This window comes from Acidovorax sp. NB1 (assembly GCF_005405905.1).
Lineage (GTDB): Bacteria > Pseudomonadota > Gammaproteobacteria > Burkholderiales > Burkholderiaceae_C > Acidovorax.
On the sequence record NZ_BJHU01000035.1, the window covers coordinates 461322 to 481879 of the forward strand.

The 20558-nt window shown below is 58.5% G+C and carries 17 protein-coding genes; 1 reads left to right on the forward strand and 16 read right to left on the reverse strand.

The features are described from left to right. Nucleotides 1–100: 100 nt before the first annotated feature. From AvAM_RS19700 to AvAM_RS19730, 7 genes are all read right to left on the reverse strand, one after another. Nucleotides 101–1063: an MBL fold metallo-hydrolase gene (locus AvAM_RS19700; RefSeq protein WP_137748620.1), complete on the reverse strand. Its 963-nt coding sequence runs from the start codon at nucleotides 1061–1063 to the stop codon at nucleotides 101–103. Between the two features lie 32 nt (nucleotides 1064–1095). Next, a complete protein-coding gene (locus tag AvAM_RS19705) occupies nucleotides 1096–1806 on the reverse strand; it encodes an ABC transporter ATP-binding protein (protein ID WP_137748621.1) in 711 nt (236 codons plus the stop codon). A 14-nt stretch (nucleotides 1807–1820) separates the two neighbouring features. Continuing rightward, nucleotides 1821–3599, reverse strand: coding sequence for an ATP-binding cassette domain-containing protein (locus AvAM_RS19710; protein ID WP_137748622.1), 1779 nt, complete (start codon nucleotides 3597–3599; stop codon nucleotides 1821–1823). Continuing rightward, on the reverse strand, nucleotides 3596–4519 hold the full coding sequence (locus AvAM_RS19715) for a branched-chain amino acid ABC transporter permease (protein WP_137748623.1): 924 nt from the start codon (nucleotides 4517–4519) through the stop codon (nucleotides 3596–3598). Before AvAM_RS19715 ends, AvAM_RS19710 begins: the two co-directional genes overlap by 4 nt. Nucleotides 4520–4577: 58 nt before the next feature. Then, entirely contained in the window at nucleotides 4578–5774 is a 1197-nt protein-coding gene (locus AvAM_RS19720) for an ABC transporter substrate-binding protein (protein ID WP_137748624.1), read from the reverse strand. A 73-nt stretch (nucleotides 5775–5847) separates the two neighbouring features. After that, entirely contained in the window at nucleotides 5848–6624 is a 777-nt protein-coding gene (locus tag AvAM_RS19725) for an SDR family NAD(P)-dependent oxidoreductase (protein WP_249368237.1), read from the reverse strand. 27 nt (nucleotides 6625–6651) lie between these two features. After that, nucleotides 6652–8409, reverse strand: a complete 1758-nt coding sequence (locus tag AvAM_RS19730) for an FAD-dependent oxidoreductase (protein ID WP_137748625.1) — start codon at nucleotides 8407–8409, stop codon at nucleotides 6652–6654. A gap of 455 nt (nucleotides 8410–8864) precedes the next feature. On the opposite strand from AvAM_RS19730, the gene AvAM_RS19735 reads away from it, so the two are divergent. After that, a complete protein-coding gene (locus AvAM_RS19735) occupies nucleotides 8865–9695 on the forward strand; it encodes an IclR family transcriptional regulator (RefSeq protein ID WP_137748626.1) in 831 nt (276 codons plus the stop codon). Nucleotides 9696–9813: 118 nt separating this feature from the next. On the opposite strand, the gene AvAM_RS19740 is transcribed toward AvAM_RS19735, so the two are convergent. The 9 genes from AvAM_RS19740 to AvAM_RS19780 form a co-directional block, all read right to left on the reverse strand. Then, nucleotides 9814–11079, reverse strand: coding sequence for a Zn-dependent hydrolase (locus tag AvAM_RS19740; protein ID WP_137748627.1), 1266 nt, complete (start codon nucleotides 11077–11079; stop codon nucleotides 9814–9816). Between the two features lie 24 nt (nucleotides 11080–11103). Beyond that, entirely contained in the window at nucleotides 11104–12588 is a 1485-nt protein-coding gene (locus AvAM_RS19745) for a M81 family metallopeptidase (protein ID WP_137748628.1), read from the reverse strand. 38 nt (nucleotides 12589–12626) lie between these two features. Further along, complete coding sequence (locus tag AvAM_RS19750) at nucleotides 12627–13328, reverse strand: ABC transporter ATP-binding protein (RefSeq protein WP_137748629.1); 702 nt, start codon at nucleotides 13326–13328, stop codon at nucleotides 12627–12629. After that, nucleotides 13325–14101: an ABC transporter ATP-binding protein gene (locus AvAM_RS19755; RefSeq protein ID WP_056743894.1), complete on the reverse strand. Its 777-nt coding sequence runs from the start codon at nucleotides 14099–14101 to the stop codon at nucleotides 13325–13327. The genes AvAM_RS19750 and AvAM_RS19755 overlap by 4 nt, the downstream gene beginning before the upstream one ends. Next, entirely contained in the window at nucleotides 14098–15108 is a 1011-nt protein-coding gene (locus tag AvAM_RS19760) for a branched-chain amino acid ABC transporter permease (RefSeq protein ID WP_137748630.1), read from the reverse strand. The genes AvAM_RS19755 and AvAM_RS19760 overlap by 4 nt, the downstream gene beginning before the upstream one ends. Before the next feature lie 5 nt (nucleotides 15109–15113). Continuing rightward, nucleotides 15114–15974, reverse strand: coding sequence for a branched-chain amino acid ABC transporter permease (locus AvAM_RS19765; protein ID WP_137748631.1), 861 nt, complete (start codon nucleotides 15972–15974; stop codon nucleotides 15114–15116). 119 nt (nucleotides 15975–16093) lie between these two features. After that, nucleotides 16094–17299, reverse strand: a complete 1206-nt coding sequence (locus tag AvAM_RS19770) for an ABC transporter substrate-binding protein (protein ID WP_137748632.1) — start codon at nucleotides 17297–17299, stop codon at nucleotides 16094–16096. A 204-nt stretch (nucleotides 17300–17503) separates the two neighbouring features. After that, nucleotides 17504–18262, reverse strand: a complete 759-nt coding sequence (locus AvAM_RS19775; protein WP_137748633.1) for a response regulator transcription factor — start codon at nucleotides 18260–18262, stop codon at nucleotides 17504–17506. A gap of 38 nt (nucleotides 18263–18300) precedes the next feature. Then, nucleotides 18301–20313, reverse strand: coding sequence for a sensor histidine kinase (locus AvAM_RS19780; protein ID WP_137748634.1), 2013 nt, complete (start codon nucleotides 20311–20313; stop codon nucleotides 18301–18303). Between the last annotated feature and the right edge of the window lie 245 nt (nucleotides 20314–20558).

Here is a 20558-nt window from a genome sequence, read left to right on the forward strand (position 1 = left end):
CCGGAAAATCCCCGAATGTGAGGACGCACCGACCCACTCGCGTCACCCAAAAAGGTCGGCGCGAGTCGAGAGAAAAGATGTTGTGGCCTATGAAGGGGGCTCAGCCTTCGAGCGTCTTCCACATCTCGACGTCACGCTCTGCGGTCCAGATGCGTGGATCTGCGTATTGAGTCGCCTCGTCATAGCAACGGGTCACATCGAACGGCATGCAGTGATCGAAGATGACCCAGTGACCATACTTGGGCTTCAGCGCTGCGAACGTTTCCTTGTAGATCGTGTTCAGATCCTTGCCTGCAGAAACGCCCTTTTGCACATTTGCATACACGTCGGCGATGAATTCGCCAGTCTCCGACAGGCCTTTGGCGACAGCCTCAGGAGTGGTAAGCGCTGCACCACGACCCGGCACCAATGCTTTAGGCTTGAGGGCTGCAAGATTTTTCAGAGTTTGCGGCCAGTCCTTGAAGTAGGCATCGCCCGCATAGGGCGTAGCGCCAAATTCGACCAGATCACCTGACAGCAGAGCCCCCTCACCAGGCAGCCACACGACAGTGTCGCCTTTGGTATGGCCACGGCCGAGTTGCAGCAACTGGACTTCCACCTTACCAAGCCATAGCGTCATTTTTCCGGTGAAAGTCATCGTCGGCCAAGTCATGCCCGGGGGTACAGTCTCAACACCTGCAAAGAGACGAGGGAAACGACCAATTTCGCTGGCTTTGTCCTGCTCACCACGCTCGACGATCAAATCGTAGGTGTCTTGACTCGCAAGGATGTGATCTGCGCCGTACGCGCTAGCACCAAGCACGCGCACTGCATGGTAGTGCGTCAGAACGACGTACTTGATCGGCTTGTCGGTCACCTCGCGAATACGGCGGATGACGTCTTGCGCCATTGCGGGGGTAGCCTGGGTGTCAGCCACAAGCACTGCATCGTCGCCAATGATGATGCCGGTGTTGGGATCGCCTTCTGCTGTATAGGCCCACGCGTGTTCAGATATCTGGCTAAAGGTGACTTTCTTCTCTTCGAGGTCGGCTTGCGAGGCGAACTTCTTGGTTTCTTGGCTCATGGGAATTTCCTTGTCAAATAGGTTTACTAGGGTCAATGTGAGCCGAGGTACGCGGCCTTGACCTTGGGATCGTTAAGAAGTGCACTACCAGTGCCCTCCAGAGTGATGCAGCCAGTTTCAAGCACGTAGGCACGATCTGCTACACCGAGAGCCTGCTTGGCCATCTGTTCAACCAGCAGAATCGTCAGCCCCGACTCACGCAGCTGGCGGATGGCATTGAAGATGTCTTTGATGATCAAAGGTGCCAATCCGAGAGACGGCTCGTCCAGTAACAGGAGCCGGGGCTCACTCATCAGAGCACGCGAAATCGCCAACATCTGCTGCTCTCCGCCCGACATGGTTCCGGACAACTGGTTCTGACGCTCACGCAATCTCGGGAAGCGGTTGAACTCTCGCTCGATCGCAGCTTCAATCGCTGCTGGATCGCGCCGTCGGGAGTAGCCGCCCAACATCAGGTTCTCCCGAACCGTTTGGTCGGCAAAGACACCTCTGCCTTCAGGTGACATGGCGACGCCAAGCGCCACGCGCTCGTGCGCTCTGACTTTGGAGACGTCCTTTCCATCGATCTGGATGCTCCCTCCGCTAATAGGCTCAAGTCCGCAAATGCTCTTGAGAAGAGTGCTTTTGCCTGCGCCATTGGCGCCGATGATGGTGACGACCTCGCCCTCTCGCACTTCCAAACTCACGCCTTTAACGGCCTGAATCGCACCATAGGCGACCTTGACTGAATCGAGTTTCAACATTGGGTATTTCCAGATCAGGTGGCGACGAGAGCTTCCTCGGGTTCGTCAACGCCCAGGTAGGCCTCGACAACTCGTGGGTTGGCCTGCACTTCAGCGGGCTTTCCCTCTGCGATCTTGATGCCGTAGTCCAACACGATTACATGGTCGGAGATCGACATGACCAAGTCCATGTGGTGTTCAACCATCAAGATGGTCACGCCGCACTTACCGATACGCACGAGAAGATCACCTAACTCAGCTGTCTCCTGTGGATTGAGACCAGCAGCTGGCTCATCCAGCAAGAGAAGTTGAGGCTCAGTGGCCAGCGCTCGCGCCAATTCAACGCGGCGCTGAAGTCCATAGGGCAGACTGCCTGCAGGTTGATAGGCCAGATGCAACAAGCCGACCAGGTCCAACAGTTGCAAGGCGCGGGCGCGAGTGGCCGCCTCCTGCTTTCGCGCACTGGGCAGTGCAAACAATGACGCAAGGAACCCGTTCGTCATGCGCGTGTGGCGGCCCAGCATGACGTTGTCCAGGACCGACAGGTCCGCAAACAGCCGCAGGTTTTGGAAGGTTCGCCCCATACCCATACGACAGATGGCATGTACGGGTCGGCTCGACACCTCTTGGCCAAGGAACTTGATTGAGCCTTCGCTCGGATCCAGAAGCCCGGTGAGCATATTGATCATCGTGCTCTTACCAGCGCCATTCGGCCCAATCAACGCATGGATATGCCCGCGCTGGAGTCGGAAAGACACGTTTTGAGCAGGTCGTACCCCACCAAAGTTCTTGGTGACACCTTGCGCCACCAACAACTCACCCTCTCCCTGGGGACCGATGCGCGTCGGAGCTGCAGATGCACTGGATTCATCAGATGCGGGGATGGATCGGCGGAACCACTTGGAGAGCAATCCCGTGACCCCCCCAGGCATGACATAAAGCGCAAACAGCAGCAGAAACCCATAAAGAAAGTGCTGGGCCGATGGCCAGCGGGCCAGCGCTGCATCGATCACAGTGAGAACGACAGTTCCCACCAATGGACCGTACTGAGAGCCAGCGCCACCAAACAGCACCAGCAGGAGAATGAAGATCGAAAGATGAAATGTGATGAAGTCAGAATTGATGTACTGGTTCTGTTGTGCAACCAGCGCACCAGCAATGCCGCAGGTAACGGCTGCTACAACGAAGGCGATGACCTTGGCTCGATAGACACGTACACCCACTGACGATGACGCAATCTCATCAGCTTGCAGCGAGAGCAGCGCCCGGCCAAAGCGGCCCTGCAATAGATTGCGCAGCAGCAAATGAGTCACAGCGCACAGGACAATGCCCAGCCACACCCATTGGAGGGATGTCAACGGCTGTCCGCTCCAGGTCAGGGGTTTGATACCGTAGATTCCCTGAGCACCGCCAAAGACGTCTGTCCATTCGCCAACGAGCTTTTCTACGACGATGCCGAACGCCAGCGTCACCATCGCGAGATAAGGTCCTTTCACTCGTAACGACGGCAGCGCGATCAGCACTCCACAAATGCCAGAGACAACAGCGGCCAACGAAAGCGCAAGCCACGGGTTGATCTCCGTACGCGTTGTGATCAATGCCACCGCATAGGCCCCTGCTGCAAATAGGCCAGCCTGGCCGAGTGACTTCTGCCCTGCATAGCCTACAAGCACGTTCATACCTGCAGCACAGAGGTAGTACACGCACATCATGAAAACGATGCGCAAGTAGTAGTCATTTCCCAAAAGAGAGGCCAACCCTGCAAGAACAGCGACGGCAACAATGACTCCGAAAATATGTTGGCCGCGCTTCATACCTTCTCCACCATCTGCTTGCCGAAAAGACCAGTTGGGCGGAACGCAAGAACCAGAATGACGAGGGCAAAAACAGCAACCTCGCGCCACTGCGCCGACCACAGGTTCACCAATGACTCAAGGACACCGAGCACAAACCCACCGATCACACAACCACGTGGATTGCTCAGGCCACCGATCATGGCGCCAGAAAATCCCTTGAGCCCTACAGTGAGCCCCATAAAAAGGGATGCCTGAGCAATAGGAGCAAGAAGGAATCCCGAGAGACCGGCAAGCGCAGAACTGACAACGAATGCTCCAATCATCACGGCGTTGGTATTGATGCCCATGAGACTCGCGACGTTTCCGTTAGCCGCAACGGCCCGCATCGCCTTACCGACCATCGTGCGGTTCATCACGAAATCGAAGCCGATCATGATTACGACAGCCACTCCTAACGTTAGAAGTTCCTGCGGTCTCACCCCAACTCCCATGAGACGTATCACTGTGTCGCCGACCGGTCCTGGCACTACCACTGGCTTAGGCCCCCAGATGGCCAAGCCGATACTCTGGAGGATGACGCCGAAGCCCAAGGTGCTCATGACCCATGCCATGCCAGGCCGACCAGCGAAAGGACGTACACCAATCACATAGAGGAGCCACCCCAGAAATCCCATCACTCCGAGTGCTGCAAGCAGAGCGAGCAGTTGGGCGCCGGCACCAGGCTGAGCCTGGCCGAACGTCGTCGAAGTCACGGGAAGACCGAGTACCAAAAAGAGCGCGCTCATACCGATGAATGCACCCGCAGACACGAATTCCCCGTGGGAAAAGTTCAAAGTCTTGGTGGTTGTAAATGTGATGCTGAAGCCCAGTGCCACAAGTGCGTAGGCGCCGCCCACAGCCAAGCCACTGAGAATCGCCTGTAAGAGCGCCTCTGTCATTGATGTCTCCGAGATGATTTCCTGGACTGCGCAAGGCAGTCCAGACAAGCGTTTCGCGTTATTGCTTGAAGTCCGCGCTGCTCAGGGAGTTCACGATCGGATCCGCATAAGGCATCAGCTTGCCGTCCTTCCACCGAATCCAGACCAGATCCTTGGCTGTCAAAGCCTCGTGGTTGGCCTTGCTGAACGGTTTGTCATAAGTCTTCAATACACCTTGAACCGGTGCTTTCAGATCTTCCAGAGCGACTCGGACGGCAGAGCCATCAAAGCTATTGGCTTGCTTGGCAGCTGCAGCGTACAGCAGGACCGAGTCATAACCATGCAGAGCAAAAGAGAACGAGCCGGGCGCTTTGAGCTTGGCTCCAATTCGATCAAACAGCTTCTGTTGAGCGGGAGTGCGCGTCTCGCTCACAGTGCGCATGAAGATTGGCTTCTCAGCGAGCGCTTTACCCGCTGCGTCATAGAAAGTGATGTTGTCAGCAGCCCAGGAGGTCAGCACCAAGGGGAAGTAGTTCGTTTTCTCCATGCTACGAACGAGCTGAGCGATAGGCGTACCCTGAGCCCACACCACGATGGTGTCCACGTTCGCGGACTTCATCTTGCTCAGCTGTGAAGTCATATCGGTATCGCCCACACCGAAACGCTCCGTCCCTGCAATCTTGATGTCCTGCAGCTTCGCGATTTCCTCCATGTCCTTGAGACCGCCCTGGCCATAGCCGGTGGTTTCCGCCATCAGACCAACAACCTTTGACTGGCCCGTGTTCTTCTTCACGTAAGCCATCAGGGCTGCCACCTGCTCGCGATCCACCATCGAGACTCGGAACATGTAGTTGTCGGCGCCAGGGCTCATAGGCTTAGTGATGTCAGTGCCCGACCCGACGTTACCGATCACAGGGATCTTCTTTTGGTTGGCGATGTGCTTCCACGCCATGGCATTGCCGGAGTTGGTAGGGCCAAAGACTGCGGAGACCTTCTCGCTGTCAATCAATTCACTCATGTTTTGAATCGACTTTGGAGGCGCCGATGTATCGTCACGCGTAACTAGCGTCAGCTTCTTACCAAGAACACCGCCTGCGGCATTGATATCGGCGATTGCAGCCTCCATCCCCAGAACCGCCGCTTGTCCACTCTGCGCCGACGGTGACGCAGACAAGTCCCCGTTGTATCCCAGCTTGATGTCTTGGGCGCTGGCTGTAGCAGCGGCAACAACGCTGGCTGCAAATATCGCTCGCTTAAAAAGCTTTTGAATTGTCATAGCTGTCTCCTTCTAGTAATGCGAACTCGCTGAGTTCAGGGGTTGGGTATTTGGTCGAGATGCGCTGTGAGATCTAGGAAGCGAGGAAGCCACCATCTACAGGGAGCGTGACACCAGTCACATAAGAGGCCATCGCGGATGCCAAGAAAATTACTGGCCCTACGAGTTCTTCAGGCTGCCCGACGCGCGCCATAGGCGTGCGCAGCATGAACTTGTCGAGCCGCTCCGGCGCTTCGCGCGTGTAGGAAGTCATCGGTGTTTCAATGACCCCAGGAGCAATGGCGTTCACTCTCACGCCGTCCTTAGCAAGTTCAACGGCGAGGGCTTGGGTCATGAGTTTGACGGCCCCCTTAGATGGGGAGTAACCGACCACATTCGGGATCCCTGTGCTCGACGCAATGGACCCCACATTGATGATCACGCCTCTCGTTTGCTTCAGTGCATCCAACCACGCAAGCGTAGGAAGAAACGAACCCATTACGTTCACATTCAAAGTGCGCTCGAGGTTTGACGCCACATTGGGGCTGCCAAGTCCCTCGCGGATGATGATGCCCGCGTTGTTGATCAGGATGTCGATATTCCCGATATCAGTAGCTACAGTTTTTGCCAGCGACTGACAAGCATCGCTTAAGGTCACATCCAGCTTGTAGGCAATGGCATCACCGCCAGCAGCCCTGATTTCTGCAGCAACAAGCTTGGCGTTCTCTTCGTTCAAGTCTGTCACGACGACCCGAGCCCCGGCCTTGGCGAGGCCCTTGGCGATCGCTCTGCCATTGCCCTGTCCAGCGCCTGTCACAAGCGCGATCCTTCCACCGAGGACCTGGGGCGCCATGAGTTCAGAGATTTCCATTACCGTCTTTCTTGATATGCGTTCGATTTATGCAGCTTGAGGCTGCAGGCGCTCTGCTGACACCCGGCTTGTACGGTCAATCGGTTCACTCGCTTTTTTCGCGAGCGTCTGACCGACGACATAGCCAAACGTGAGCGCTGGACCAAGGGTGATACCCGCACCAGGGTAGTTGCCACCCATGATGCTGGCTGCGTCATTGCCAACCGCATAGAGGCCCTTGACTGGCTGCCGATCCTTCGAGAGAACCTGGCAAGATTCATCGGTTGCCAGTCCTGCGAACGTCCCGATTTCGCCCACAACAACCTTGATGGCGTAGAAGGGCCCCTTGAGGATGGGAGCCATGCAAGGGTTTGGCCTCACTAGCGAGTCCCCCTGATAACGGTTGTAAGCGGTGCTTCCCTTAGAGAACTTTGTGTCGATGCCAGATGCAGCGTCCCGGTTGAAGACCTCCACCTCTTCTTGCAAGGAGGCAGCTGGCACACCAATAACACTGGCCAACTCCTGCAAGCTATTACCTCGTTTGAGATATCCGCTCTTCAGATGCTTACCGATCGGGAGAGGGAATGGAGCGACAGCCCCGAGGCCATACTCACGCAAATGCTGGTGGTCACAGACAAGCCAGCAAGTCACTTCAGATGAACCTTTGCAAGCCTTCACGAGTGCCTGAATAAAGTCGTGGTACGACAGTGCCTCATTCGTGAATCGCCGCCCCTTTGTGGTAACAGCAATCACGCCAGGCTTCGCGCGATCAATGAAGTGCGGCATCACTCCTTGAGTGCCGTCCTTTCGTTGGACCACCGAGGTGGGGCACCAGGCAGCAGCATTCGGAATCGTGGGATCTACCCAGCCTCCGACCGATTCCCCGAGGCGGAGACCATCACCGGTATTCAGCGCCGGAGACGGCGTGAAGTGCTCCCGACCGGTTGGAGCGTGAGGAAACAACTGCTTGCGACGTTCGACGTCATAAGGGAAACCACCGCAGGCTAGAACCACCCCTCGACGCACCCGGATTTCTATTGGGTTTCCGTCGCGCACTACTGTTGCCCCGACAACTGCATCACCTTCCACGATGAGCTTCTTGACGGGAGCGTTGAGCCAGACCGGGATGTTCAGATCCATGCCGGCCTTGGCGAGTCGACCAGCCAGCGCATTGCCGTTGGTCAGTGTCATCCCACGGCCATACCTCATGACATCCACCAGATGCCCACCGAAGCGCTTGGCAACGTACCAGAAGGACTCGATTGACTTGAAGGCACGCAGGAAGTGCCACAGCTCTTTCCCAGAGCCGAGCATCATCCCGAAAACAGTCAGCTCAGGCACAGGGGGTGCAAGTTTTGAGACGTAGTCACCCAATTCGCGAGCGTCGAATGGGCGAGTCACCATGGACCGCCCTCCGGGCTGGCCCCCTGGCGCTTCGGCGTGGTAGTCCGGAAATACCGGCGGCATGTCGAATTGCACGCATGTTTTTTCCGTGAAGAAGTCAATGGCCTTTGGCCCGTTTTCGATAAACGCGTCTACGCGCGCGGCATCGAAGTGCGTGGTGGTTTCGTGCTGCAGGTATGCCCGCGCCGCGCCCGCGGGCTCGCTGATGCCTTGCTCTTTGGCGAGCTTCGTCCCGGGAATCCACAACCAACCACCCGACCGAGCAGTGGTCCCCCCGTACACGGGCGCCTTGTCAACAACCAACACCTTGAGCCCCTCGTAGGCAGCCGTCACGGCTGCGGACATACCCGAGGCGCCAGTTCCCACCACCAGTACGTCGTAGCCCGATTCCTGTTCATTCATGTTCGTTACTCCTTGGACATTGGGGCTACATGACGCGGCCCAACGACGTTAGTATGGTGCTAATGCATTTTTTATAAACTAATGGTTTACCCCAATCAAATGCACTTGATCTATTCAGATACGATCCAAACGCGGCGAAAATTTGCACGAAAGCCGTGAAACTGAGCTTTGCGCTGGAGCTTTCCAGCAACTGTTTCGCGAATCGCGCTACTTCGCTCGGGCCAGAAGATGAGCCAGGCTTGGAACGAAGGGCCTTGCTCGCAGCACTTCAAAACCGTGTAACGACGCATGCTGATTCGGCAGAAATGTGTCTCTAGGGTGAGTTTTCCGACCCGCGCTTCAAGAGGGTCGAACGAGATCGCGCTCGCAACTTAGCTACGCGAAACAGAGTGCACTAGACTGAAAATCAGCCGTCTCCAATGAAATCGCGACAACCAAATACTCAGGAAGCAGCCATGAGCGCAGTCGATGACGAAGGCAACGAAAGCGGATCCGAAAAGGAACGCCGAGGAATTCAATCCATTGAAGCCGGAGGACAACTGCTTCTCGCGCTAGGTGCCCACGGTCGCCCACTGCCCCTGAGGGAACTGGCCAGGGCTGCTGACATGGCGCCTGGAAAAGCGCACCCCTATCTTGTGAGCTTCGCCAAGCTGGGACTGGTAACTCAAGAAGCCTCTACGGGCTTCTACTGGCTTGGGCCTACCGCAATGCAATTGGGTCTAGTGACTCTACGCATGCTCAATCCGGTGCGTGAGGCCACGCCCTTCGCAGAGCAATTGGCGAGAGAGACTGGGCACAGCGTCGGATTGTCTGTATGGGGCAATCAGGGTCCAACCATGGTCTTCCTTTTTGACGCGATTTATCCATTGCACACCAACATACGTACCGGAACGGTGATGTCTCTGGCTGGTACCGCCACAGGTAGATTGTTCGCTGCCTACCTGCCAGCCAAGCTAATAGAGGAATCGCTGTTGGAGGATGAACGTCGGTTAGGTCCGGATATTGCAAAACCTGTCGACACAGACGAACTTCAGAAAATGCTGATAGAGGTACGCAAATATGGAGTATCAAGATCGGTCAACAATCCGACTCCCGGTGTGTGTTCTTTCGCAGCGCCAGTCTTTGACTACTCCGGCAACATCGTCCTTGGGGTCACACTCATGGGGCGCTCCAGATCGTTTGATACTGACTGGAACGGCGTACAAGCAACAGCAGTGCGCGCGTGCGGTCTCGAGGTCTCCAAGCGCCTGGGAGGACCTTCGCGCGCTTCGATGGACTCACGTTGACACTCTCGCGCTGCTGATCCAAAGGTGACATCGGTCCTGCCCAAGTACTCCTCTCAGCGCACGCCATGAGTCGCCCCATTGTTCGATGCCGCCGACGAAGAAGCGGCACCTGACTAACTTACGACAAGACCAAGCCTGCCCGCTCCAGCATGGCATGCAGCAGCACGTTGCACCCGGCCTCAATGTGCTCGGGTTTCGCATCCTCGATCTCGTTGTGGCTGATCCCGTCCTTGCAGGGGATGAAGATCATGCCGCTGGGCGCGAGCTTGGCCATGTACACCGCATCGTGCCCTGCACCCGAGACGGCGGGCATGTGGCTGTAGCCGAGCTTGGCCGCAGCGCGGCCCACGGCCTCCACGCACTCGGGCTGGAAGAGCTGCGCGGGGTAGCTGGACACCATCTCGATGTGCACCTGCACGCCATGTTCCTTGGCCACCTGGTCGGCAAAGGCCTTGACCTCGCCGGCCATGGCGTCCACCAGTTCGTCCGTGCTGTTGCGCAGGTCGATGCTGAACTTGACCCGGCCCGGAATCACGTTGCGGCTGTTGGGGAACACCTGCACCATGCCCACGGTGCCCCGGCCATGCGGCGGGTGGCGGTGGGCAGCGGCCACCACGTCTTGCATGATGCGCGTGGCGGCCAGCAGGGCGTCCTTGCGCAGGGCCATGGGGGTGGGGCCGGCGTGGGCTTCCATGCCGGTGACGGTGCAGTCAAACCAGCGGATGCCCAGCACGCCGCTGACCACGCCGATGGTCTTGTCGTTGTCTTCCAGCACCGGGCCTTGTTCGATGTGGGTCTCGAAGTACGCGCCAATGGGGTGGTCGCCGGGCTCCTGGTCGCCGATGTAGCCGATGCGCTCCAGCTCGCCCTTCACCGTCTTGCCTTCGGTGTCGGTGGCGGCGTAGGCGTGCTCCAGCGTGAAGGCCTTGGCGAACACGCCCGAGCCCATCATCACGGGCACAAAGCGGCTGCCTTCTTCGTTGGTCCAGAACGCGACTTCGATGGGGGCCTCGGTTTCGATGCCATGGTCATTGAGCGTGCGTACCACCTCGATGCCCGCCAGCACACCATAGTTGCCGTCGAACTTTCCGCCTGTGGGCTGGGTGTCGATGTGGCTGCCGGTCATGATGGGCGGCAGGCTGTTGTTGCGCCCGGGGCGGCGCATGAAGCCGTTGCCGATCTTGTCGATGGTCACCGTCATGCCGGCTTCGCGCGCCCAGCGGGTCACAAGGTCGCGGCCCTGCTTGTCCAGGTCGGTAAGGGTGAGGCGGCACACGCCGCCCTTGGGGGTGGCTCCGATCTGGGCCAGCTCCATGAGCGAATCCCACAGCCGCTGGCCGTTGATGCGCAGGTTCTCGATATTGGGTTTGACTTTGGTGTCCATAGAAGCTCCTGAGATTTGACTTAGTCAGGGATACGCGTGCACATCGCCAAGCGGGTAGACGGGCTGGCGCAAGTTTTCAAACGGAAACAGTTGGTAGTCCGAGCTGGTCACTCCAGGGCTATCGCATTCCACCAATCCAGCAGACAGTGGCACAAATACAGGTCGGCAGTACATGCGCGACTTGAGCAGCAGGTAGCGATATGCCTTAGGGTCCAGGCCCACGCAAGAAAAAACGCCCAGATCCCATGGTTCGTGGGGCTGCTCCACCACCACGATCTGCGTGTCTCCGGCATCCAGCCAGACGGCCCGCCCCATAGAGCAGCGCTGGCCCGTGTAGATGGGCCCGGTCACGGTGTAGCTGCCATCGCTGATGGCACGTACAGTGCCCTGCACCAACAAGGGCTCTTTGACAATGCCGAGTCTGGTCAAAGGCACCTTGTTGCCCAGCCGCACCGACACCTGCGCTCCCACACCGGCCGCCACGAGCTCCTCGACAGCCTCCGGATCCGCCAGGGGGCCGGTGGCGATACCTGTCATGCCTTGCCACCAGGCGGCCTGCAGCACATCCATGGTGTCGCAGGTTCCTCCGGACATGCAGTTGTCGCTGTGATCCAGCAGCAGCACGGGCTTGCTCGCCCCCTCGGCCATGCGCTGCGCCCGAACGAAGGCTTCGGCCAAGGGCTCGCTGGCATACACGTAGCCTTCACGTTCCGCCCAGATCTTGGCAGCCACGCGGTCCAGCGTAGCGGCGCACAGAGCTTCACCCTCGGCAGTACATTCCGCCGTGGCCACCACGCTCACGCATGGTGCAGCAATGTCAGCCAAGGAAAAGCCCGCAAAGATGGTCATGGCCGGCACGCCCTCCCCTTCTGCCTGCCGCGCCGATGACACCGCAGCAGCCATGGCGCCGCCGAGGGTAGTGCTGCGCAACGTGTGGCTGAGCAACGGAAGCTGCCGCCAGCGCACGGCGTACCTCCTCCCTTGCTGCAACATCTGCAACACCAGACGTGCCGTGTGCTCGCCCGTCTCGTACATGTCCACATGCGGGTAAGTCTTGAACCCCACCATCACATCAGCGTTATCGACCATCTTCTGCGTGATATTGCCGTGCAAGTCTAAAGCTACGCCCAACGGTACGCCAGGCGCAGCCGCCCTCACCCGAGCAAGCAGGTCCCCTTCTCCGTCCGATGTGTTCTGCGCCACCATCGCGCCATGTAAATCGAGCAGGATGGCATCGCAACCCACCGCTGCGGTGACGATGCGGTCCGTCAACTGGTTGTAGGCGTCGGCATCTACCGGCCCACTGGGGTTTGCAGTGGCGGAGACGGGCGTCACGCATTGCGCCCCCACCCGCTTTGCAGCATCAATGAAAGCGGCCATCGCCGTTCGCATGCCGAAGTTGGCATCGAAGGCCGCCGCGTCGTACTCGGGTGCAAACGCGTTCAAAGGCGTGGGCACCGGAGAAAAGGTATTGGTCTCGTGGTTAAGACGAGCAATCAGAAACTTCATAAAACGCCCTTCGGGATTTAATGCGGGTGGGCCAGCGCTCAGGCCAACCCCACGCCCAGATAGCGGTCCTTGACCTCTTCGTCGGCAAGAAAGCTTGCGTTGTCAGCCGTATAGACAATCCGTCCTTGTTCCAGGATGCAATGCCGGTCAGCCAGCTGCGTACAGACCTCCAAGTTCTGCTCCACCAGCAAGATGGCAACGCCTGCGGCTTTGATGGTTTTGAGCTGGGCTACGATTTCCTCCACGATCACGGGAGCCAGCCCCTCCACGGGCTCGTCCAACATGAGCAACTTGGGGTCGTTCATCAGCGCGCGGCCGATCGCTAGCATCTGCTGCTCGCCGCCGGAGAGCTGCCCACCGCCGTTGCGCCTGCGCTCCTTGAGCCTGGGGAAAATGCGGTACACGTCGTCCAGTTGCCAGGGTGAGCTTTTTCTCAGCCCCAGCATCAGGTTCTCTTCCACGGTCAGCAGCTTGAAGATGCCCCGGTGCTCCGGCACCAGACACACCCCCTGCCGGGCGATCACATGCGAAGCCTGACCCTGCAGCGGTTTGCCAACAAATGCCACACGGCCCTGCGTGGGAGCGACTACCCCGGCAATGCTCTTGAGTGTGGTGGTCTTGCCTGCGCCGTTGCGCCCCAGCAGGGTGACCAGTTCGCCGTTACCCACCGTGAAATACACACCCTGAAGCACATGACTTTTGCCGTAGTGGGCATGCAGGTTGTCAACATCGAGAATCATGCCTTGCCCCCTGTGATCATGTTGCCCAAGTACGCAGTCCGCACCCTTTCGTCGCTGCGTATGTCGTGTGGCATGCCTTCGGCCAGCACGCGCCCCAGCTGCATCACCGTCACGGTGTCCGAGATATCCATCACGATGTTCATGTTGTGCTCGATCAAGACCACCGTGTGTTCGTCGCGCAGGCTCTTGATCAAGCGCTTCATGTCGTCCAGGTCATCGATGCCCATGCCCGACGTGGGCTCATCCAGGAAAATGGCCTTGGGCCGTGCAGCCAGGGCCATGCCCACTTCCAGCCGGCGCTGCTGGCCATGCGAAAGATTGCCAGCGGGGGTGTCTGCGAGGTTCTCCAGTCCCACCTTGGACAGAACGGCGTCAACCACCTGCGACTGCGCACGCGCCCCTACCGGCTCGTGCCAAGGATTCAGGGCGCGTGCAGGCTGTACGCCTTGTGCGCCGAGGCGCAGGTTCTCACGCACGGGCAAGCTCAAGAACAGGCTGGTCACCTGGAATGAACGCGCAATGCCTCGCTGCACCCGTCGATGGTCTGGCTCATGCGTGACATCCTGTCCATCAAAAAGAATCCGGCCTCCACTGACTGCCTTGGTGCCGGTGAGCATGTGGAACAACGTGGTCTTGCCAGCACCGTTGGGGCCAATCACCGAATGCACGGTATTCGCACGCACCTGGAGACTTACACCGCCCAGCGCTGCAAACTTGCCATAGTGCTTTTCGACATCAATAGCTTCCAACAAGATCGGGGTCTTTGGGCTCATGCCTGTTCTCCTTTCGCAGGAACTGCAGCTGCCGATGGCGCCACCACCGTGCCAGCCGACTGTTTGCGATGCCCTTGCAGCCGATTCCAGACCGTTTCACCCAGGCCCCACAGCCCGCGCTGCATCCAGAGGCTCACGGCCATCAATGCAATGCCCAGCAGCAAAAGCCAACGCGGCCACAGTTGAGACAGCCAGTCGGCCAGCAGCAGGTAGAACGCTGATCCCAGCAGCGAGGCAAACAGGTTGCCCGTCCCGCCAATGACTGTCATCACCAGGATCATTTCACTGGTGTGGTACTCCGCGTTGGACAGCGGAGCCAGGCCGGTCATCATGGCATGCAGCGCCCCCGCGAGACCGGTGACAGCACCCGAGATCACAAACGCCTGCAGCTTGAGCAGCCTGAGGTTGTAGCCAATGGCAGCCGCACGCTCTTCGTTGTCTCGCACTGCCAGCAAGGTTCGCCCGAATGTCGAGCGTGACACCTTGAGCAGCAGCCAGAACACCACCAGAAAAATCAGCGAAACAAAACCATAGAACTGCCAAGGCGACGCCAACGTCCACAGGTCAAAGCCCAGGATGGACACATTGGGACGAGGGATATCCATCAACCCGTTGTCCCCCCCCGTCAAGCCGGTAGCCGTATACGCAATGAAATAGAACATCTGCGCAAAGGCCAATGTCAGCATCACAAAGTAGGTGCCACGCTGGCGAATGGCCACCCAGCCCACCACGGCCGCCCCGAGCGCTCCCATGACTGTGGCGAGCAGCAACGCAAGCGGCATGGGAACAGGCCAGCGGGTGAGTAGCAAGGCAACGGTGTAACTGCCCAGACCAAAGAAGATGCCCTGCCCGAACGAAAGCAAGCCGGTGAAGCCGAGCAGCAGATTGCAACCCATGGCCGCCAGCGCAAAGATGAGTACCTCGCTAGCCAAGGAGCCCGACTGCATCAGCAACGGCATGGCCACCACCACCACTGCTGCAAACAGGAAATGCGTGTATTTCTTCATGGGGTTCACTCCTTGCGGCCCAGCAGGCCGTGGGGACGCAGTAGCAGCACCGCCGCCATGGCCACATAGATCATCAGGCGGGCCCCTTCTGGCCATAGCGTGCTCATGACGCTTTGCACAATGCCGATCATCAATCCACCCAGTAGTGCGCCACTGAAACTGCCCAGCCCCCCCACTACCACCACAACAAAGGCTACCGCCAGGGCTTCAATGCCCATGAAGGGTTCTGCTCCACGAATGGGGGATGCGAGCACGCCGGCCAGTGCAGCGGTGGCTGCACCCAAACCAAATACCAGGCTGAAAATACGCAGCACATTGATGCCGAGCAGCGAGACCATCTCGGTCGACTCGCTGCCTGCTCGCACAGCGCTACCGAGTCGCGTGCCCTCAAGAACCCACCACAGCAGCACTGCCAGCACCGAAGTGAAGCCGATCACGAACAGGCGGTACTTCGGGTAGATGAAACTGCCCCACATCACCACTCCCTGCAGCGCGTCGGGAACCGCCACGCTGTCACCCAGTGGGCCCCATTGCAGGATCACCAGCTCCTGGACTGCGAGTGCCAGACCCACCGTCACGAGGATGTGAAACTCATGGTCCGAGGCATACACGTGGCGCAGGACCAGCTTTTCCGTGGCCCAGCCAATCGCCCCCACCACCACCGGCACCACTACCAGAGCCAACCAGAAGCTCATGCCCCATCGCGTCATCTGGTAGCAAAAATACGCTCCGATCAGGTAGAACGCCCCATGCGCGAAGTTCACGAATCGCAGCAAACCAAAAACAATGGACAGGCCCACCGCCAACAGGAAATACAGCATGCCAATGCCGATTCCATTGATGACCTGTAGAAGGTAAATGTTCATAAAGTGCTCGGCCGAACGACCACCAGCCGCACCCTGTCGGTGCCGCTGGGGTTCTCAAAAAATGGGGCGGCCACAGCGCGCGCATGGGGCTATGCCCAGCCCGGCGGACGCCGCGAGGGTCAGGCGCGCTTGCAGCCCGTCTGGTCGATGGGCAGGAACGACTTGCCCGAACTGAGTACGTCCACGTAGTCGTCCTTGTTCTTCATCTTGGACTTGGCCTTGCCCTTGAGCAGGTAGTAGTTCTTGAGCACCTGGTGGTCCGCCTTTCGCACCTCTTCCTCACCGGTCAGACCCTGGTATTTGTGGCCTTCCAGTGCGGCGATCACAGCCTTTTGCTCAACGGACCCGGCCTTGATGATTCCGTCGATCAGAAGCTTTGTGCAGATATACGAGCCCGCCAGGCTGTAGTTGGGGTTCATCTTGAGCTTGTCATTGGTGCGTTTGACGAGATCGCGATTGAGTTCTGAATCCACCGTGTGCCAGTACTGGGCACCAAAGTAGATACCGTCGCACAGGTCTGCCCCCAGCGATTCAAACTGCTCCAAACCGGAGGCCCAGGCCACCAGGATCGTCATGTTCTTGTGCATACCAAAGCTCACCGCTTGGCGGAGCGTGTCAGCACATTGCGCGCCAAAGTTCAGTAGCAAAAGCACATCGGGCTTTGCGGCCAGAGCATTGGTTATGTAGCCACTGAACTCCTTCTCGGTCAGCGAGTGGTAGCTGTTACCCACATGCTCGATGCCCTTTTCCTTGAAGATGTTCTTGGCTGCCGACAGCAGGCCATCACCAAACACGTACTGCGGTGTGATGGTGTACCAGCGTTTGGCTTTAGGCATGGAATCGATCAGCGGACGCACCGTCTGCTCGATGGCGCCAAACGTGGGTACGGACCAGCGGAAGGTCGCGGCATTGCAGTCTGATCCGGTGATTTCATCGGCTCCAGCCGTGGTCACGAACAGGCCGCCGGCCTTCTCGGCTTCTTTGCCCATGGCCAAAGCCTCGCCCGAAAGGATGCCTCCAGCGAAGAAGCGAGCACCCTGCTGCTGCGCCGCTTCCTGCACCTTGCGCACGGCAGTAGCAGGCTTGCCCTCGGTATCTAGGAGTGTGTAGGCCAGCGGGCGATTGAGGGCTTTGCCGTATTGCTCGATGGCAAGTCGCATCCCCATATCGGCGAACTTTCCGTTGGCCGCGAAAGCACCAGACATCGGCACGGGACAGCCAAACTGAATGACGCCAGCGGCCTGGGCAAAGGCGCTGCGGGTCAGGCCGATAGAGGCAGACAGTGCACTCAGTGCTGAGACTTGCAGGAGATGACGACGTTGCATGGAGGACTCCAATGAGTAGAAGTGAGAGATCAAGAGTTGCCACCTCCATGGTGTCCAAGAAACCACCTTCCTGATCTTTCCAAATCTTTCATTTGGATTCATGCACGCACAGGGTTAACCCAGCATGCATTTGTTGCTAACGCGGCTAATCCGCAGACCGCTCCCAGCCTGCTCTAGAGTTGCACCAAGATGATCACGGGAGTATCAATGCAGCCGCTGCGTGTCCTGCACGAGTTGTGCTGAGGCCGTGAAGGCATAGCCAATCTGGTGCAGGGTCTTGACCGGCAGAGGTTCACAAAAAGCTTCCGCCGCCTTTTTGCGCAGTCGAGTCAAAAGCAAGTTGAGCCGTTCAGCCCCGTTTTGGGCACGGGCACCAAACAGGTGAGTGCTGAGGTCGCGCTTAGGCACTGGCTGACCATCGGCTCGCAGGAGCTGCTGCAAGAACATAAACTCGTGGGTTGTCAGTTGCAGACGCTTGCCCTGCGGCGATGACAGTACCCAGTCCTTCATGGCAAGCACCCAGCACGCCGCCGTCGAGGCCGGTACGGCCACGGCAGCCAGCGACCCCACTGGGTCCACGGCTGCCCTGGGGGCAAGTCTGCTCGCCGTAGCGTCAATATTGGCGGCCAACTCCAGCAAGTTGACTGGTTTGACCAAGTAACGATCTGCCCCAGCACGCATTCCCGCCAGACGATCGTCGAGTGAATCTCGGGCGCTAAGAATGATCACCCCCACCTCGGGCCTGGACTTGAGTAGCGACGCCACGCTGAGGCCATCCTCACCCGGAAGGCCCAGGTCCAAGAGAACCACGTCGACCGGCTGAACGGTAAACCCTTTGTAAAAAGCTTCGGCGCTACCCGCACCCCAAACGCTGTAGCCCGAGTCAAGCAGGAACTCCTCGATGCTGTGCAGCTGGTCCGTGTCATCCTCTACGATAGCAATGCTGGGCTTGGATTGGTTCATGTTGCGAATACCTCCGGCACCTGTCCGGAATGCAACATTCAGGCCACCGGTGTTACGTTCAACGGGATGTCGATCACAAAGCGAGTGCCTTGGGGCTGGACGGTCTGTAGCTGGACAGCCCCACCATGCAAATCAACGATCCGTTTTACCAAAGCCAGCCCCAATCCGGCACCGGGTTTGCCCTCTGCCGTCCGGCCGCGTCGGTACTTCTCAAACACCAGCTTCTGCTCTTCAGGCGGAATGCCAGGACCTTCGTCCTCAATGACAAAACGGCACTGGCCCTTTTCCTGATGCACGCGAAAGGACACTGTTGCACCCACCTCTGAATACTTGAATGCGTTCGACAACACATTCATGAGCATCACGCGCAACAGCACTGGGTCGCCATTCAATGCTGGCAACCCAGGTTCCACCGTCAAGTGCAGCGGGTGTTCGGCAGACAGCTGTCCACCATTTTCAGTTACCCAGAGGCACAACTCACCCACGTCCACAGGCACGGGCTCCACAGCGAAGTTGTGACTGTCGATGCGGTCCTGCGTCAGACAGTTGTCAAAGAAGTAGCTCAATCGCGCCGAGCCCCGCAGAATGCGTTGCGCCAATGCCAATTGCGCGGGCACATCCTTGGAGCGCAGCGCGAGCAACTGCCCGGCGGTGTTGATCACTGCCAGAGGCGAACGAACCTCATGGGACAGCATCGCGATGAAGTGGCGCTGGTCGGTCAGCGTCTGCTCAATGGAGGTCACGGCACTCTCCAACTCCTGGGTGCGTTGCGCAACCATCTGCTCCAGATCTTCGGCATGCTCTTTCAAATGCCCTGCCATGTAGCCCATGGAATCAGCCAGAGACCGCAACTCGCGAATGGGGCTGGATTTCGGTGCTTGAGCGTTCCAGTCGGACTGGGTCAGTCTGACAGCCCAATCACTGAGGACCTTCAAGGGTCTCACCAACCAGCTGGCCACAAACACCGAAAACAGCACTGAAGCCAACAAGACAGCCAGCGTGGTGTAGATCGTGTTGCGCAGCACTCCCCGCAATGGCGTGTTGAACCGGCTCTCGGGCAGGATGATCGCCATGGTCAGCTCGGGACCGCGATCCAGCGCATGCGTCCACCACCGTGCCAGGTGACGGACGCCGTCTACATCCATGAATCGGTTACCTTCGCGCTGACCGCTCTGCAGGATGTGCTGGCCCAACGCACGCATCACCGGGTCGCGGCTTTGGTCGATGCGCACCCGCTGACCATCCACCAAGGCCGATACACCTGCAGACGGATCGTGCGAAGACATTGCCAGCAACTCCCCAGAGGCCTCGGCCAGAAACGCCCTGCCCCCTGACTCGGAAGCCAATGCAGCAAGAAAATCGTTGAGCTGGGACAGTGCCACGTCGGCAGTGACTACCCCAATCAAACTGCCATCGCGTGAGCGGACCGGCGCTGAAATCCCCATGCCAATTGCGGCATACGCACCTTGCACATCGTTGATCATGTAGCGGTAGGGCGCATACCACGCGACCCCATCATTGGCGATCGCCGACTGGTACCACGGACGAGTGCGTGCATCAAAGCCCACCTCGCTACGAGAAATCAACGTCGGCTCGCGAGTCAGAGTGTCGATACGCAAAACCTCCATTGCCCGGCCATCACTGATCCGTGCGCGCAGCATGCGCAACGCGCGGTCCTCTCCCAAAGGAGGACGGCTGCCGGCGTAATACTGGCCATCAGGCATCCCCATGGATATGAAGGTCAGCTGGGGTTGCTGGTCGATCTGCAGTATGAACTGGCGCATCAGTACGTCGGGCTGGTTCACCAACAAGTATCCCGCGCGTACCTGCTCGATGTTGAAAGCCACTACCCGCTGCGGCACATCGAAAAAAGAGACTACTTTTTCGCGGACCCTGCCTGAGACTTCGTCAGCCAACTGCAGCGCGAATTCCTCCATGGCACCAGTAGCGGACCGATAAAAAAGACTGCTGCTGGCAAGCACGATGGGCAGCAGCACTGCCAATAGTGCAAGTGTCAGAAACGTGCGAAGGGCAAGTCGGCGAGTGAACATGGGGAAAACGAGGATGTAGAGGCGCCATGCCCCCAGAGACACGCCTGCGAGCGCGATTTAGCCCCTCGCTGTTAGCGCCAGTGCAATCGTGATCAGCAGTGCCAGTCGAACATTGACCAGGGGCTGAAGCTGGTTCCATTAGAAGCCAGCTGTGGATAACTATAGGTTGGATGGTTCGGTAGCACCTCCTTTTTTTGAACTGGTAGTTGGTATTCCCGAGCCGTCAGGCGAGGCCCCCTCCTGCG

Bases quoted from the DNA above. Each gene is read 5' to 3' on its own strand.
- AvAM_RS19710 (WP_137748622.1), bottom strand. From the start codon at position 3,599: ATGAAGCGCGGCCAACATATTTTCGGAGTCATTGTTGCCGTCGCTGTT.
- AvAM_RS19730 (WP_137748625.1), bottom strand. From the start codon at position 8,409: ATGAATGAACAGGAATCGGGCTACGACGTACTGGTGGTGGGAACTGGC.
- AvAM_RS19705 (WP_137748621.1), bottom strand. From the start codon at position 1,806: ATGTTGAAACTCGATTCAGTCAAGGTCGCCTATGGTGCGATTCAGGCC.
- AvAM_RS19735 (WP_137748626.1), top strand. From the start codon at position 8,865: ATGAGCGCAGTCGATGACGAAGGCAACGAAAGCGGATCCGAAAAGGAA.
- AvAM_RS19770 (WP_137748632.1), bottom strand. From the start codon at position 17,299: ATGCAACGTCGTCATCTCCTGCAAGTCTCAGCACTGAGTGCACTGTCT.
- AvAM_RS19700 (WP_137748620.1), bottom strand. From the start codon at position 1,063: ATGAGCCAAGAAACCAAGAAGTTCGCCTCGCAAGCCGACCTCGAAGAG.
- AvAM_RS19740 (WP_137748627.1), bottom strand. From the start codon at position 11,079: ATGGACACCAAAGTCAAACCCAATATCGAGAACCTGCGCATCAACGGC.
- AvAM_RS19765 (WP_137748631.1), bottom strand. From the start codon at position 15,974: ATGAACATTTACCTTCTACAGGTCATCAATGGAATCGGCATTGGCATG.
- AvAM_RS19755 (WP_056743894.1), bottom strand. From the start codon at position 14,101: ATGAGCCCAAAGACCCCGATCTTGTTGGAAGCTATTGATGTCGAAAAG.
- AvAM_RS19715 (WP_137748623.1), bottom strand. From the start codon at position 4,519: ATGACAGAGGCGCTCTTACAGGCGATTCTCAGTGGCTTGGCTGTGGGC.
- AvAM_RS19760 (WP_137748630.1), bottom strand. From the start codon at position 15,108: ATGAAGAAATACACGCATTTCCTGTTTGCAGCAGTGGTGGTGGTGGCC.
- AvAM_RS19780 (WP_137748634.1), bottom strand. From the start codon at position 20,313: ATGTTCACTCGCCGACTTGCCCTTCGCACGTTTCTGACACTTGCACTA.
- AvAM_RS19750 (WP_137748629.1), bottom strand. From the start codon at position 13,328: ATGATTCTCGATGTTGACAACCTGCATGCCCACTACGGCAAAAGTCAT.
- AvAM_RS19745 (WP_137748628.1), bottom strand. From the start codon at position 12,588: ATGAAGTTTCTGATTGCTCGTCTTAACCACGAGACCAATACCTTTTCT.
- AvAM_RS19720 (WP_137748624.1), bottom strand. From the start codon at position 5,774: ATGACAATTCAAAAGCTTTTTAAGCGAGCGATATTTGCAGCCAGCGTT.
- AvAM_RS19775 (WP_137748633.1), bottom strand. From the start codon at position 18,262: ATGAACCAATCCAAGCCCAGCATTGCTATCGTAGAGGATGACACGGAC.
- AvAM_RS19725 (WP_249368237.1), bottom strand. From the start codon at position 6,624: ATGGAAATCTCTGAACTCATGGCGCCCCAGGTCCTCGGTGGAAGGATC.